Source organism: Pseudoalteromonas sp. UG3-2 (assembly GCF_037120705.1).
Classification (GTDB): Bacteria; Pseudomonadota; Gammaproteobacteria; order Enterobacterales; family Alteromonadaceae; genus Pseudoalteromonas.
Map to the genome: position 1 here is coordinate 1,281,544 of NZ_JAWLJU010000002.1, position 13,797 is coordinate 1,295,340.

Here is a 13,797-nt window from a genome sequence, read left to right on the forward strand (position 1 = left end):
ACTAAATAAAGCCAAAAAAATAATAAACTCAGCACTGTACCTCAGACAAAACCAAGAAAAAATACAAACAAAACAAACACCTAAAACAAACAAAAATTTAACACAAATCACCCTAACACCCAATCAACGCTAAAGCTTGTACCGACAAGCACAACAACAACTGGTAATACCATAGAGTCCATAAGTTTAATTTTTTGCAATTACCAAATGAGGGGACGAACGAAAAAAATGGGCAGACCAGCCTAGTATCAGCCAGTCAGAAATTGACTAGTATTTTCTTGTATATGGTTATTCTCTTACTTACTTTTGTTTCTTAACTAATAAGCTTTACCGCTATTAGCTCTAATAAAGCCGTGAAATTGTTTCGAACTTGGGGAGCTGGAGTGCAAGATTACTATATTATCGTTTCCACCTTCATGACGTGCATCGACATAACTTTCCGATAATAAATAGCTTAACACTACAGCTCAACAGACCTGCCATGTGGCTAGAGGCAAAATAAGGAAAACAAAAAATGTTAAAATCTTAGAGCTTTCTGTCCATCTGAGCGAATATCAAGTGGACCCACGTTTGGAAGCATTTTGTAAATTGGCAATATCTGTTTTTCTATATATTGCGCGTAGTCAATGTTTTGTAACTGACTTTTGCTCGCGTAAACAGGCCCATCTAAACTCAAATAGTAGGGAATTTGACTGCCTTTATTGGCACTTTCTAACTCCCCAGCAGCCAATGCTTGCTTTGCAGCTTTTACTTGGGGCGGGATATTTTTTGTATATAACTCAATGCTTTTACCAAGCCTTTTGCGAAAAACAAGCTTTTCGTCTACTTTTCCATCAAAAACCTGGTTAATATAAAACTTTGTCACTTCCTCAAGGTCTTCTCCATCAAACAAGGCTCGGATCACCGCTTGCTGATATTCTTTGGCAATGTCTGTCCAGTCACTTCTTACTGACTCCATGCCCTTAAACACCAGCTCAGGGCCATTACTGGTTTGTATTTGACCGACGTAGCGCTTTTTCGAGCCCACCTCTTGGCCGCGGATAGTAGGCATAAAAAACGGACTGTAATGGGTTTCAAACTCAATTTCTAAGTGGCTTTCTAGCTGATATTCTTGTGCTAAGTGTTGCTGCCAAAGGCGGTTAATATCTTGGCTAAGTTGCCGCCCTATCTGCTGACATTCATCTTGCGATAAGTGATCGGGCAAACTGACAAAGGTGGAATCGGTATCGCCATAAATCACCTCATAGCCTTTAGCTTCAATCCATTGCTTGGTCAGTTGCATAATTTGATGTCCGCGCATGGTAATCGAACTCGACAGTCGCGGGTCATAAAAGCGACAGCCTTTAGACCCTAATACCCCGTACAAGCTGTTCATAATGATTTTAATCGCCTGTGACAACATCCTATCGCCATTGTGTTTTGCCTGCTCTCGAGCCATAGACAGGGTTCGCACCAGCTCAGGAAGGTGATGATGTTCACGACTAAACATACCTTGGTTAAACCCAGCAATGGCCGTTTGCGGTGATTTCAACCCCTCAATCAAGCCCATGGGGTCGATGCAAAAAGTACGAATAATCGATGGATACAGGCTTTTAAAATCTAATACTAAAATGTTTTTGTACAGGCCAGGTTTGGAATCCATCACATAGCCGCCGGGACTGTCAAAGTGAAGACCATGCTCTGAGAGGTTGGGAGCAATGTATCCGCTGCGGTGTAATAATGGCAGGTAGAGGTTAGTAAACGCCGCCACTGAGCCGCCCATTTTTTCAAGCTCAAGCCCGGTTAATTGTGTCCTGGCTAGGGCAAACTCAAGTAAATTGAGGGTTGAAAAAATATCCAGCACCAGCTCACAGTCCCGTAAGTTATACGCCGCTAATGCCGGCTTATCGTGATGAAATAAGTTGATAATGGCTTCTAAGCGATCGTCTTGGCTAATTAACTTTGTGGTTCCTAGCACTTTTTCGGCAACAAAGCTCAACTTAAAGGTTTCGTAGTGATAAGTGGCATTTTTCATCATATCAATACCATCTAATACCACCCTGCCGGGAATAAGTACCCGAGTATAGTTGCCTCGATACACCGACACCGCACCACCATCACGCCCTAGCCGTAAGCTAAGCCCCAAAGCGTCAGCACGGTCTGCCAGCACCGCAAAATCAAACTCAATGACGTTCCAACCAATAATGACATCGGGATTAAGGTCACTGATCTCTCTTTCTAATTGTTGCAGCAGCGCAATTTCATCTGCCACCCAAATAACTTCGGTTTTACACGGTTGCGGCTCGCCAATCATTAACACCCGCTTATGACCCTCACTGGCAAGGCCAATAGAAAACAGCACCCCTTCACCGTTACACTCGATATCTAAAGACAGCGCCGTCAACGGCGGCCAATAATGGTCACAGGCCTTAAACTGGGCATCTTCAATTTCAATAAAGCCATTTTTTTGCTTTGCTCGCCCTTTTACCCACGCCGCACCACGAATAAAGCGTTCCATTAAATACCGATCACAATGACGAATGTCTTCTTCGTATAGAGGCATATGAGCACTTAACAGCTGCTTTGCCTCATAGTAATGCTTTATCGAAGTAAACTTGAGGATCACCATGGCACTTTGATCAAAGTGCTTTAGTTCGGTGTCTGCAACGCTGGCATTAAGCTGATGGTTAGCCAATAATTGCTGAGCCGTTTGACTTTGCTCTGCTTTAATAAAGAATAATGCCTGCTCACCTTCCACCCAGGCCTTCAACAACCCTTGAGAGGATTTAAGCCAATAACACAAGCGCAGCTGACCATTTACCTGCAGCTGCTGGCGAGACAAAACAAAGCCTTGATATATCGCTTGTGTCAACCTAGATACCGCCCTAAAATAGATGAGTTACTGTGATTATATCCACCTATTGATTGAATACCAATGGCAACCTAAAAGCAGCGCTAAGCTGACATACTTAAATAGTCATTCAGGCTCAGGGCCGTATCGCACTGTGACGCTCAAACTTTGCACATAGAACCAACAGAGACACAACATTTTATGCTCTCAGATAAGCTGAAAAAAAATATTCGCCAAGCACATCAGAGTGTTGCTGCAGCCCTGGATGGCTTTCGTCCGCGCCCAAGTCAAAACTATTTAGTCGCTGAAATAGCCAAAACCTTATCGGGAGATTACCACCGCACTCAGCGAGTCTGTGTCATTGAGGCTGGAACGGGTACTGGGAAATCGTTGGCCTATTTATTGGGCGCCTTGCCAGTTGCTTTGGCCAACAAAAAAAAGTTGGTGATTTCAACCGCAACCGTGGCTTTGCAGGAACAATTGATCAACAAAGAATTACCTTTTCTGCAGCAGCACTCGGGAATTGACTTCAAGTTTGATTTAGTCAAAGGCCGGCAACGATATATTTGTGTGCAAAAGCTTATGGCGGCAATCAGCGACGATGATATGCAAATGTCGATGATGCCCACCACCAGTAGCCCACTGACGCAAATGGAACAAAAGTGCTTACGGGAGCTGGCCCAGGCATACCAAGATAAACGCTGGCAAGGTGACCGAGATAGCTGGGAAGACACCATTCCCGATAAAGTGTGGAACATCATTGCCTGCGATAAACATGCCTGTCAGCGGCAACTGAAATCTCATCACCTGTGCCCTTTTCATCTAGCCAGGCAAAAAATTGCGCAAATGGACGTGTTGGTGATCAATCATGCGCTGTTATTGGCGGACCTTGAGCTTGGTGGTGGCACCATTTTACCCGAGCCTGACGACACCTTTTACGTCATTGATGAAGCCCACCATTTACCCCATATTACCCGAGACTTTTCTTCTGCTGCGGCAACCATCAAAGGCACCATAGAGTGGCTCGAAAAGCTACTTAAGTTCAGTGGTAAAATGGCTAATACCGTAGTATCACAAAAAGCCATTGGGCAAAATTTTAAGCTTAACGATGCCGCTAATGATGCCGCTAAGCACTTAAGAGCGGTGCGCGATATATTAGACCAAGCTGACTTCAATTACAGCGACGATGACACCTACCGCTTTAGTCACGGCGAAGTCCCAGAATCACTCACCGTTAAGGCCAAAGACATTGCCGATGCCACTCAAGACGCCTTACGCTGTCTAAGCAAAATGCATGATGCCCTGTCTGGTGATGTTTCCGATGGCGATGTCCAAGCCTTCTTAGCCGATCCGCTGTTAGTTGAAAGTGGTCAGTACATCAACCGCCTTGAACAGCTGAACAAGCTCTGGTTTAGCTACTCAAAAACCAATGAGAGCGTGCCCCATGCCCGCTGGATCAAGCGCATGGAATATAAACATCATCACGACCATTTATTGTGTGACTGCCCCATTGAAGTCGGTTATTTTTTGAAAGACAAACTGTGGCGGGAATGTGCCGGTGCCGTGCTGTGTTCGGCGACGTTAAGTGCGCTGGGTAACTTTGATCACTTTGCCCACGAAAGTGGCTTAGCAAAAGAGCCAGGGGTAAAATACATCAAAGCCGACTCACCGTTTGATTATCCTAATCAAGCCGTTTTGCACCTACCTAAAACGGCCACCGAACCCACAAATAAAGCCTTTAGTGATTACTTAGCGCAAGCGCTGCCCGACTACCTAGATAAGCAAAAAGCCAATTTAGTACTCTTTGCCTCCTACTGGCAAATGAACCACGTAGTTGAAAAGCTGAGAAGTAAAAAACTCAATATTTTGGTGCAAGGGGAGCTTTCTCGTGAAGCCTTACTTACTCGTCATAAGGCCAATATTGATCTTGGCCGCGGCAGTATTTTATTTGGTACGCAAAGCCTCTCAGAAGGACTCGATTTACCAGGGCAATACTTAGAGAATCTGATCATCACTAAAATCCCTTTTGCCGTGCCCACTTCCCCCATTGAAGAAGCGCAAGCGGAGTTTGTACAAAGTAAAGGAGGCAATCCTTTTTTATCCATTACTGTACCGGATGCCGCCAAGAAATTAGTCCAAAGCTGTGGTAGACTGCTGCGCAAAGAAACCGATTCTGGCCGTATCACCATTTTAGATAGGCGATTGATAACAAAGCGTTATGGTAAAGCCATGCTTGATACTCTGCCACCTTATAGAAGGCAAATTGACTAACCATGTTTGAACTTGCACTCGAGCCCACAACTTGGGCGCTGCTTTGCGCCGTGGCGTTAGCTGCCGGCTTTATCGACGCTATTGCAGGTGGCGGCGGTTTGCTCACTGTGCCGGCACTGTTAACCGCTGGCCTGCCGCCACACTTAAGTTTAGGAACCAATAAGCTGGCCGCCAGCTTTGGCTCACTGACAGCAAGCTTTACCTACTACAAAAAGCAACTTTTTAAACCCAGCTTCTGGCTCGCTTCGATACTGGCAACGGCCATTGGCGCTATGCTTGGGACGTTACTGGTAGATAGGCTCAGTATTGAGTTTCTCAATAAGTTAATTCCTATCATTATAATCGCCGTGGCCATTTATAGCCTAGTTGGCAAGCTCAGCCCCACCGAGTCTCACCACTTGCCAAACAAGACCACTGGGCTCAAAGTGAAACAATGGCTACAAGGCTTAGCGCTGGGCTTTTTTGATGGCATGGCGGGCCCAGGCACAGGGACTTTTTGGACTGCATCCAATAGCATGCTCTATAAAATGAGCTTGTTGATAAATTGCGGCCTCGCTCGCTCAATGAATTTTGTCTCTAATTTTATCTCGCTGATCACCTTCGTAGCCTTGGGCCACGTGAACTTTTTACTGGGGGTGACCATGGGACTGTTTTTAATGCTTGGTGCTTGGTTAGGCGCTCATTCCGCCATTAAATTTGGCAATAAATTGATTAAGCCTCTATTTAATGTGGTGGTCATCGCCCTTGCCGGTAAACTTATTGTAGAGGCCTACTTTTCATGAGTGTGGGACTTTTTAAACTGCAACAGCAACTGGATCGCTTAAAGCAACAAGCGGCCGAGTTCGATAACGCCAAATGGTTTGACAAAAACCGCTACATTCAAGCGCAACCGAGCTTATTCGACACCCGCGTATTTCGCACCAAAAGTCTGAAGTTAAGCGATTATGTCGATGAAATTGCCGAGGCCATGTCACATTTGCCACCATCCGAACAGCGCCACGCCTTCGCGTTTGCCATTGAGCGCATTGGCAGTCAAATACAAGCCATTTTAAAGGTGTTAAAATCCACCCCAGTGTGGGCAAAAGAAAACAAAAATAAGGCCCCTAAAAAAGCCAAAGTGTATAAAAAAGCAGTGCAAAAAATCATGCAGTCATCCCATGAGCTGTACCAAGAGTTATCACAAAACCATGAATTTGAACGCCGTTTACAAGAGATGATCGATATTCGTCAACAACAAATGGATAAAGCATCGCCACAGCAAGCCAGCAAGCTCAATGGTGAAATTTTAGCCCTTCATGGCCGTTTAGGTCGATGCCGTAAGGCTATCTCAGCCACTGAACAAAAAATTCAAGAAGTCGAGAAAAATCAAAACCGCTAATGATTTATTATCACCACAGCTACAGCCAACTTGATTTACCCGCGCACCATCGTTTTCCTATTTCCAAGTACCAGCAGCTGTATGCCCGGCTGCAACAAGGGCCATTAGCACAGTACCTCAGCACTCCGTCGCAAGCCGCAACCAGAGAAATGCTCTTGGGTTGCCACCATCCAGAGTATGTCGATGCCTTCTTACAAGGTACTTTAAGCGATAAGGCGATTAAGAAAATGGGCTTCCCATGGAGCCAGACGCTGGTTGCACGCACCATGACCTCAGTGGGAGCCAGTATTGAGGCTGCTAAATTTGCCTTACAACACGGCGTGGCAGCCAACTTAAGCGGAGGCTATCATCATGCTCATCCAGATTTTGGCAGTGGCTTTTGTATTTTCAACGATTGGGCCGTGGCCGCAGCTCACCTTATTAACCAAGAGCTAGCTGAAAAGGTGGTGATATTTGACTGTGATGTTCACCAAGGCGATGGCACCGCCACCTGTACAGCACTGCGTGATAACATAGTCAGCTGCTCGGTTCATTGTGAAAGCAACTTTCCTAGGGTAAAGCCCGCCTCCGATTATGATTTTGCATTACCACAAGGATGCCAAGATGAGCGCTATTTGGAAACCATAAGCGATGCTCTGCAATTGGTTATTCGCCTCCACCAGCCCGATATTATTCTCTACAATGCCGGTGCAGATATCTATCAAGGCGATGAGCTCGGTCAGCTCAATGTCTCTAAACCAGGTGTGAAAGCCAGGGATTCTTTGGTCATGCAATTGGCCGCACAGCATAATACTCCATTAGCCATTGCACTTGGTGGTGGTTATCAACGTGATGTTAAGCACCTTGTTGATATTCATGAACAAACCTTTTTGGCTTTGTTCGATAACCTCGCTATTATGATATAAACTGATCACACACTTTGGTGTATCCTTTTAAGGCGACGCAGAGCACTTGTTGCAGGAGGCAGTATGAAGTTACATGACGATATCCATAATTATTATGAAAAATTAGTGGTAGACCACATTGTTAGTCGTAAGCTTGATACGGTATACGATGATGATGTGATGGCGGATTTTTGTTGTACTGTGCTCAATCAATTACCAGCTCGATACATTCGCTACGATGTTGATATGGAGTTTTACCTGCCACAATCGGAGCGTGTGGAAATGGAAGCCGCAGTAGAAAAAGCCATTGATGTTGCCGTTGCAGAAGTCGCAAAGAAGAAAAAGTTACAACCATGAATAACGCCCTAGACCAAGCCCCTACCCATGTAAAACTCGCGGTTGATCTCATCATGCTACTGGAGCAGCATGACGTCTCAGCGCAAGATGCCTTAGCCGCGCTGGAGATCGTAAAAGCCGATTTTGAAAACAAGTTAAGTGACAGCGAAGCAGAAAAAAGTCAGCAATAAGTAGGTTAATGCGCCACCCTGCTGCTCTGCCATTGCACATACACCGTTTCATTCACGGCTAACGAAATACCAACTCGTTTACTGCCTGAGTTGGTATCATGAAGCCAACAGCTAGGGTTGCTACTCTATTAAGCCGAGTTTGTATTGGGCGAAAAAGATACTATCGCTTTCACTGTGTTTGGGATCAATAAAATAGCCAATGTCACTGCGGTGTGGTTTCGTTACTTGGTGCTTACCATCTTCCCAGTAAAGCACCGCGTGGCGAATAAGCTCTCCTAAATACGTATGATCCCAACCATAATGGCAATAACCGTGATGGTCGCTTAGATAAGGCGAGTAGTTGCTGTCTAACTCCCCTTTCTCCCTGTGGTTTTTATACCGAGCAAAACGCTTAGCGTCAGACTCCGCGCTCTCAGGGTCGGTAAAGTAAGCAATATCACGCCGTGGCGGTAATGCCTGAGGCAAACCAAATTTTTCTCCGACCTCTTTGCACTCAACCACTATCCACTGCACGAAATGTACACCAATAATATGATCCCAAGGTAATGCTACAAACATCAAAGTCTCCTTTTCTTTCGGGTTCGCATGTCAATTTTATCTGGATTATTTCACTTCACTCATAAAGAGAGGGTGGCCGAGATCAAAAAAGTCTTTCAAAATACAAAAAAGCGTTACAAGGTATTACGAAATCGGTAACTTATAGCGAAATACCGGTAAAATAACGCTAAAAGCTGTGAACGTGATTTTCACAAGAGTGGCACTTTTTTTTCATCTCACTACAATGCACTCAAACTCACAGTGGAAGTAACCTCATGAATCTGACACGAAGTTCGCTCAAGAACCCAGCGAGTGTAATTGTCATTTTAGTGCTCATCATGTTGTTTGGCATGCTGAGTATTTTTAAGCTGCCGATCCAGCTAACACCTGACATAGAGCAACCCCAAATCACCATTTTTTCTGGTTGGCGCCAAGCCGCCCCTGAGGAAATCGAATCGGTGATCATTGAGCCGCTGGAAAACGCGGTAAAAAATACCCCGGGAGCGCTGGAAGTAAACACCAATATTAACCGTGGTAATGGTGCCATTACCCTTACCTTTGCCGTTGGCGCGAATATGCAGCAGGCTATGTTGGATGTCATAACGCGTTTAAATCAAGCCTCTCCTTTACCGCTGGATGCCTTTGATCCTGTGGTGTTTGCTGGCGGCAACAATGGCGAAGCCACCGCAACGTTACAAATCACGCCATCCAACTATGACAGTGACAGTCTAGATTTAGATATGGCGCAATATCAGCAGCAAATCGATGAGCTAGTTGAACCACGTTTTGCCAGCATTCCCGGCATTGCCAGAGTGGATTTGGCCAGTCAGCGCCCGAAAGAGTTGCGGATCACCTTTGATCCCCATAAAGCAGCTGCACTCGGCATCACCCTAGACCAAATAAGTAATGTATTAGCCAGTTCAAGAGACACTTCAGGAGGCTTGGCCGATGTCGGTAGAAGACAGTATACCGTCAGATTTACCGGCCAATACGACTTGTCTGATATGGCGCAAATGCGCGTAGGTTACTCTGGTGAGAGACCGATTTATTTAGGTGATATCGCCACGGTTGAAAGAACCTTCTCAGACAAATTAGGAATGAGTGGCCGCAATGGTAAGCCGGCCTATTACATTCGTCTCATTCGTGCCAATGAAGCCAATACTGTGGCACTGCTAGATGAAATAAACCAGGCCATAGACGAGCTTAACCAAGGTCCTCTGGCAGCAGCTGGCCTTACCATTGAGCTTAGTTTTGATGCTTCGGTGCATATCCGTAACGCCCTTTCTCTGGTGAAAGGCAACCTCGGCCTTGGGGTGCTTCTATCTTGCTTAATACTCTGGTTGTTTTTCCGCGGCTTTAAAGCAACGTTTGTTATTGCAGCGACCATACCTGTGTCGTTAATGGTGGCGTTTTTGGCCTTAAATATATTTGATCGCAGCCTCAACGTCATTTCACTGGCAGGCCTTGCCTTTGCCGTAGGTTTGGTGCTTGATGCCGCCATTATAGTGCAAGAGAATATCGCTAGGTTACGCAGTGAAGGGTTTGATACTAAGAAGGCTGCTCTGAAAGGCGCCGCTCAAGTGACCGGGGCTTTGTTCGCCTCTACCACCACCAGCGTCGCCATCTTCTTACCCATTTTGTTTATGGCTGGCATTGAAGGGCAACTTTTCTCTGACTTGGCATTAACCTTATCTATTGCGGTTATCGCTTCGATGATCTGCGCCATTACGATTATTCCACTGGCGAATTACTTGTGGCCAGACACTGGCTCAACGGCAGACCCGTACCGTCAATATTGGCAACGCCTGACCACACTGATAATGAAACTAACTAATAGCCGAGTAAAACAATTGAGCTGGATCACCGTATTACTGGGCGGCTCAGTTGTTGCGACCATGACCATGTTACCTAAAACAGACTTTATGCCGCGAGCACCAACGGATGGCTTTTTCTTTAGTTTAATTACGCCCCCAGGCGGTAATGTGAAATTTATGGAAGAAGAGCTACTACAGCGTGCGAAAAAGCGCTTAATGCCCTATTACCTCGGTGACAAAGAGCCTGGTATTAAAGACTTTAACTTTTATGCCTTTGGCGCCAATGCCGGTGGCTTTATTTACTCAGCCGACCCGCAGCGGGTTGAGGAGTTAATGCAGGTAGCAAAAGAAGAAATCTTTGTCGACCTCCCCGACACCCAAGTGTTTTTCTTCCGCGGCTCGATGATCCAAGTGGCCAATGGCGGTGATGGTCGCAATATCAATATCGACCTGACTGGCGCCGATCTAGACACTCTTGTCAGTGCCGCCAAGCTCACCTTGCAAGAAGTGCAAAGCGCTTTTCCTGAGGCCACCGCTCAGCCACAACCGCGCTTAGACATGGCAGAGCCAGAATTACAACTTACGCCTAATGACCGTCGTATTACTCAAGCAGGGCTTACTCGCCGTGATATTTCTCGAGCAGTACAAGCCTATACCGGTGGTTTATTCGTTAATGAATATTTCGACGGCAATGAGCGCATGAATGTTATTTTGCGGGGGGAACGCTGGCAAACTCCTGAAGAATTAAAAGCCCTACCTATAGTGACGCCGTTATCTGGGGTGCAAACTTTAGGTGAACTGGCCAACGTTGAGCGCACCGTGGGCCCCACCCAATTGCGCCGTGTGAATGGTCGACGTACAGTAAGTGTGGTGGTGACTCCCCCTGCCAATATGAGTTTACAACAAGCGCAAACGATTTTATCTGAACAGGTAATGCCCAAGGTTCGAGCCAGCTTGCCAGAAGGCGCTGGAGCAATATTAGGGGGCAATGCACAAAAAATGAATTCTGCCATGACAGAGATGGCGATTAACTTTGCGCTGGCGTTATTTATTCTGTTCTTGTTGATGACGGCGCTATTCAAGTCGGCCAAAGACAGTGCTTTAGTGCTATTAGTTATGCCGTTAGCCATTGCCGGTGGCGTACTGGCCTTATTTGTTCTCAACCTATTCACTTTCCAGTCGCTTGATTTATTAACCATGATTGGTTTTATCATTTTGCTTGGTTTGGTGGTGAATAATGCCATTTTGCTGGTTGACCAAACTCGCGTTGCTATGGCGAGCGGTATGCCGCGCCAAGATGCCGTTAGACAAGCTGTATTCCTGCGAGCCAGACCCGTGTACTTAAGTACCCTAACTAGCTTATTCGGCATGTTGCCATTAATGCTAATGCCGGGTGTGGGTTCAGAGATTTATCGTGGCTTAGCCACAGTGATCGTCGGTGGCATGGCAATCAGCGCCATCTTCACCCTTATTCTTATGCCCAGCTTGCTGCAACTTGGCCGCCAAACGCCGCCATCAAACACTACAGCAGAAACGACAAAAACGCCGCTCAGTTTAGTGGCCAACCAGTGATCAGTGAGAGAACAATGAAAAGCGTTGTTAAATTTAGCTACCTACTTTTGAATTTTATCGCCTGTTTAATAGCCCTACCCGCTCTGGCAGTGGTTCCTGTTAGCGTTGCCGAAGTAACCAAGGCACCGCTCACCAGTGAAATTGCCGTTAACGGCACCATCTACGGCAAGGGCGACGTTACCCTAACTGCTGGCGTTAATGGCCGCTTACTCTACGTGGCGGAGCCAGGTACCCATGTGGTTAAAGGCGAGCCACTGGTGCGCATGGATACCTTGCCTCTGGAACTGGATAAAGCACGGCAACAAGAAATGCTAAAACGGGCTGAAATTAACGTGCGATTATACAGCCAAGAGCTTAAACGCCTGCAACAACTGGCCGAAAGCAGCAGTGCTGCAAAGAGCCAGGTTGATGCCATGCAAAACAAACATGATTTGGCATTATCGGATATTGCGCTTGCGAAAGTAGAGCTGCAAGTGATTGAAGATAAGCTACGTCGTGCCACCATTAGCGCCCCTTTTAACGGCGTTGTGAGTGAGCGCTTGAAGCGACCCGGTCGCGATGTAACTCGCGCAGAGCCGCTGTTGTCGGTACTTGATCTTGAAAACTTAGAGGTGCGCCTGTATGTGCCAGTTAAGTATTTGCGCTACCTCCAGCCAGGTCTGGAATTGCCCATTAGCACCGGTGACCTATCACAACCCCAGCGCAGCAAAGCCGTGGTGTCTGCGGTGATCCCATCCACCGATCCCCGCTCTCAAACGGTGGAGATCCGAGCGGCTCTTACACCGCAACAGCAAAGTAGCTGGGCGGTGGGTCAATTGGTTGATGTGACAGTACCATTGGCCAGTGCCAAAGCGGCATTACTAGTCAATCGAGACGCCTTAATCTTACGTAAGCAAGGTACGCATGTGGTTAAAATTGACACCGAGAATAAAGCGCAGCAAGTACCGGTTCGTGTTGGTAGCGGTAAAGGCCAATGGCTGGAAGTGATCCCAAGTACAGCCGATGCCTTAAATCCGGGCGATAAAGTGGCAATTCGTGGCGCCGAACGACTGCAGAGCGGGCAACAAGTTGAGGTGCAAACTCGCCCTTAAGTGGTCAATGACAAAATTACTAGCCCAATGAGCCATTTCATGGATGAACTGGCTCATTTTTCTATTTTTCTCCCCGCCCTTTTTTCTTTTCCCTTAAAACAGTTAAACTAGCGGCCATTAACTATTGGGGGATATGATGAAACGCACAAAATTAGTCAACCAACTTACCGAGTTACTTAAACCATTTCAGATCAGTGATTACTGTCCAAATGGCTTACAAGTTGAAGGCAAAGAAGAAATTAAAAAAATTGTCACCGGCGTGACCGCAAGCCAAGCTCTCATTGATGCCGCCATTGAGCGTGGCGCCGATGCCATCTTGGTCCACCATGGCTACTTTTGGAAAGGCGAAGATCAGTGCATCACCGGTATGAAAAAACGCCGCATCCAAGCCTTACTCGCTCACGATATTAATTTACTGGCGTACCACTTGCCCTTAGATGTTCACCTCGAGCTTGGTAATAACGCCCAGTTAGGGGATTTATTAGGCATTGAATATGAGCGCCCTCTTGAGCCTTGGAATAAAAACAGCGTGGCAGTAAAAGGCAAGCTAAAACAACCTATGACGGCTGAGGCATTCGCCGCGGTAATAGAGCAAAAATTACAGCGTAAGCCGCTGCTAAACGTTGCTGGCGAACATCAAATAAAAACCATCGCTTGGTGCACCGGTGGCGGACAAAGCTTTATTGACTTAGCAGCCAGCCAGGGAGTTGATGCTTACCTCACTGGTGAAGCGTCAGAGCAAACCATTCACTCTTCAAACGAGCAGCAAATTCACTTTTTTGCTGCTGGACATCATGCCACTGAGCGTTATGGTGCAAAAGCGTTAGGCGAATACTTAGCGGCGCAATATGATCTTGAAGTTGAATTTATTGATATCGATAACCCAGTATAAG

The 13,797-nt window shown here is 46.4% G+C and carries 11 protein-coding genes; 9 read left to right on the plus strand and 2 right to left on the minus strand.

The genetic code is table 11. The features are described from left to right. Positions 1-517 precede the first annotated feature (517 nt). The gene (locus R3P39_RS09070) at positions 518-2,851 is read right to left on the minus strand and encodes a DNA polymerase II (RefSeq protein ID WP_336567026.1); all 2,334 of its coding nucleotides are present in this window, start codon (positions 2,849-2,851) and stop codon (positions 518-520) included. Positions 2,852-3,031: 180 nt separating this feature from the next. Between R3P39_RS09070 and dinG the strand changes: the two genes are divergently transcribed. The 6 genes from dinG to R3P39_RS09100 all read left to right on the plus strand — a co-directional run bounded on the left by dinG (position 3,032) and on the right by R3P39_RS09100 (position 7,890). After that, complete coding sequence (gene dinG, locus R3P39_RS09075) at positions 3,032-5,101, plus strand: ATP-dependent DNA helicase DinG (protein WP_336567027.1); 2,070 nt, start codon at positions 3,032-3,034, stop codon at positions 5,099-5,101. Positions 5,102-5,103: 2 nt separating this feature from the next. Beyond that, positions 5,104-5,883 (plus strand): sulfite exporter TauE/SafE family protein, encoded by a 780-nt coding sequence (locus R3P39_RS09080; RefSeq protein WP_336567028.1) that lies wholly within the window; start codon positions 5,104-5,106, stop codon positions 5,881-5,883. Further along, complete coding sequence (locus tag R3P39_RS09085) at positions 5,880-6,479, plus strand: primosomal replication protein (protein ID WP_336567029.1); 600 nt, start codon at positions 5,880-5,882, stop codon at positions 6,477-6,479. Before R3P39_RS09080 ends, R3P39_RS09085 begins: the two co-directional genes overlap by 4 nt. Further along, a complete protein-coding gene (locus tag R3P39_RS09090) occupies positions 6,479-7,384 on the plus strand; it encodes a histone deacetylase family protein (RefSeq protein WP_336567030.1) in 906 nt (301 codons plus the stop codon). Before R3P39_RS09085 ends, R3P39_RS09090 begins: the two co-directional genes overlap by 1 nt. A gap of 63 nt (positions 7,385-7,447) precedes the next feature. Further along, on the plus strand, positions 7,448-7,720 hold the full coding sequence (locus R3P39_RS09095; protein ID WP_336567031.1) for a late competence development ComFB family protein: 273 nt from the start codon (positions 7,448-7,450) through the stop codon (positions 7,718-7,720). After that, positions 7,717-7,890, plus strand: coding sequence for a DUF2496 domain-containing protein (locus R3P39_RS09100; RefSeq protein ID WP_336567033.1), 174 nt, complete (start codon positions 7,717-7,719; stop codon positions 7,888-7,890). The genes R3P39_RS09095 and R3P39_RS09100 overlap by 4 nt, the downstream gene beginning before the upstream one ends. A 120-nt stretch (positions 7,891-8,010) precedes the next feature. On the opposite strand, the gene R3P39_RS09105 is transcribed toward R3P39_RS09100, so the two are convergent. After that, positions 8,011-8,448, minus strand: coding sequence for a hypothetical protein (locus R3P39_RS09105; RefSeq protein ID WP_336567035.1), 438 nt, complete (start codon positions 8,446-8,448; stop codon positions 8,011-8,013). A 254-nt stretch (positions 8,449-8,702) separates the two neighbouring features. Between R3P39_RS09105 and R3P39_RS09110 the strand changes: the two genes are divergently transcribed. From R3P39_RS09110 to R3P39_RS09120, 3 genes are all read left to right on the plus strand, one after another. Further along, entirely contained in the window at positions 8,703-11,813 is a 3,111-nt protein-coding gene (locus R3P39_RS09110) for an efflux RND transporter permease subunit (protein WP_336567037.1), read from the plus strand. Positions 11,814-11,827: 14 nt separating this feature from the next. Then, positions 11,828-12,904 carry an efflux RND transporter periplasmic adaptor subunit gene (locus tag R3P39_RS09115; RefSeq protein ID WP_336567039.1) on the plus strand — a complete coding sequence of 359 codons (1,077 nt, stop codon included), beginning with the start codon at positions 11,828-11,830 and terminating at the stop codon, positions 12,902-12,904. A gap of 136 nt (positions 12,905-13,040) precedes the next feature. Continuing rightward, complete coding sequence (locus tag R3P39_RS09120) at positions 13,041-13,796, plus strand: Nif3-like dinuclear metal center hexameric protein (protein WP_336569280.1); 756 nt, start codon at positions 13,041-13,043, stop codon at positions 13,794-13,796. The last annotated feature ends 1 nt before the right edge of the window (position 13,797 follow it).

What these genes read in the sequence shown, in the direction of transcription:
- dinG (WP_336567027.1), top strand. Translation starts at nt 3,032, where the DNA reads ATGCTCTCAGATAAGCTGAAAAAAAATATTCGCCAAGCACATCAGAGT.
- R3P39_RS09080 (WP_336567028.1), top strand. Translation starts at nt 5,104, where the DNA reads ATGTTTGAACTTGCACTCGAGCCCACAACTTGGGCGCTGCTTTGCGCC.
- R3P39_RS09085 (WP_336567029.1), top strand. Translation starts at nt 5,880, where the DNA reads ATGAGTGTGGGACTTTTTAAACTGCAACAGCAACTGGATCGCTTAAAG.
- R3P39_RS09090 (WP_336567030.1), top strand. Translation starts at nt 6,479, where the DNA reads ATGATTTATTATCACCACAGCTACAGCCAACTTGATTTACCCGCGCAC.
- R3P39_RS09095 (WP_336567031.1), top strand. Translation starts at nt 7,448, where the DNA reads ATGAAGTTACATGACGATATCCATAATTATTATGAAAAATTAGTGGTA.
- R3P39_RS09100 (WP_336567033.1), top strand. Translation starts at nt 7,717, where the DNA reads ATGAATAACGCCCTAGACCAAGCCCCTACCCATGTAAAACTCGCGGTT.
- R3P39_RS09105 (WP_336567035.1), bottom strand. Translation starts at nt 8,448, where the DNA reads ATGTTTGTAGCATTACCTTGGGATCATATTATTGGTGTACATTTCGTG.
- R3P39_RS09110 (WP_336567037.1), top strand. Translation starts at nt 8,703, where the DNA reads ATGAATCTGACACGAAGTTCGCTCAAGAACCCAGCGAGTGTAATTGTC.
- R3P39_RS09115 (WP_336567039.1), top strand. Translation starts at nt 11,828, where the DNA reads ATGAAAAGCGTTGTTAAATTTAGCTACCTACTTTTGAATTTTATCGCC.
- R3P39_RS09120 (WP_336569280.1), top strand. Translation starts at nt 13,041, where the DNA reads ATGAAACGCACAAAATTAGTCAACCAACTTACCGAGTTACTTAAACCA.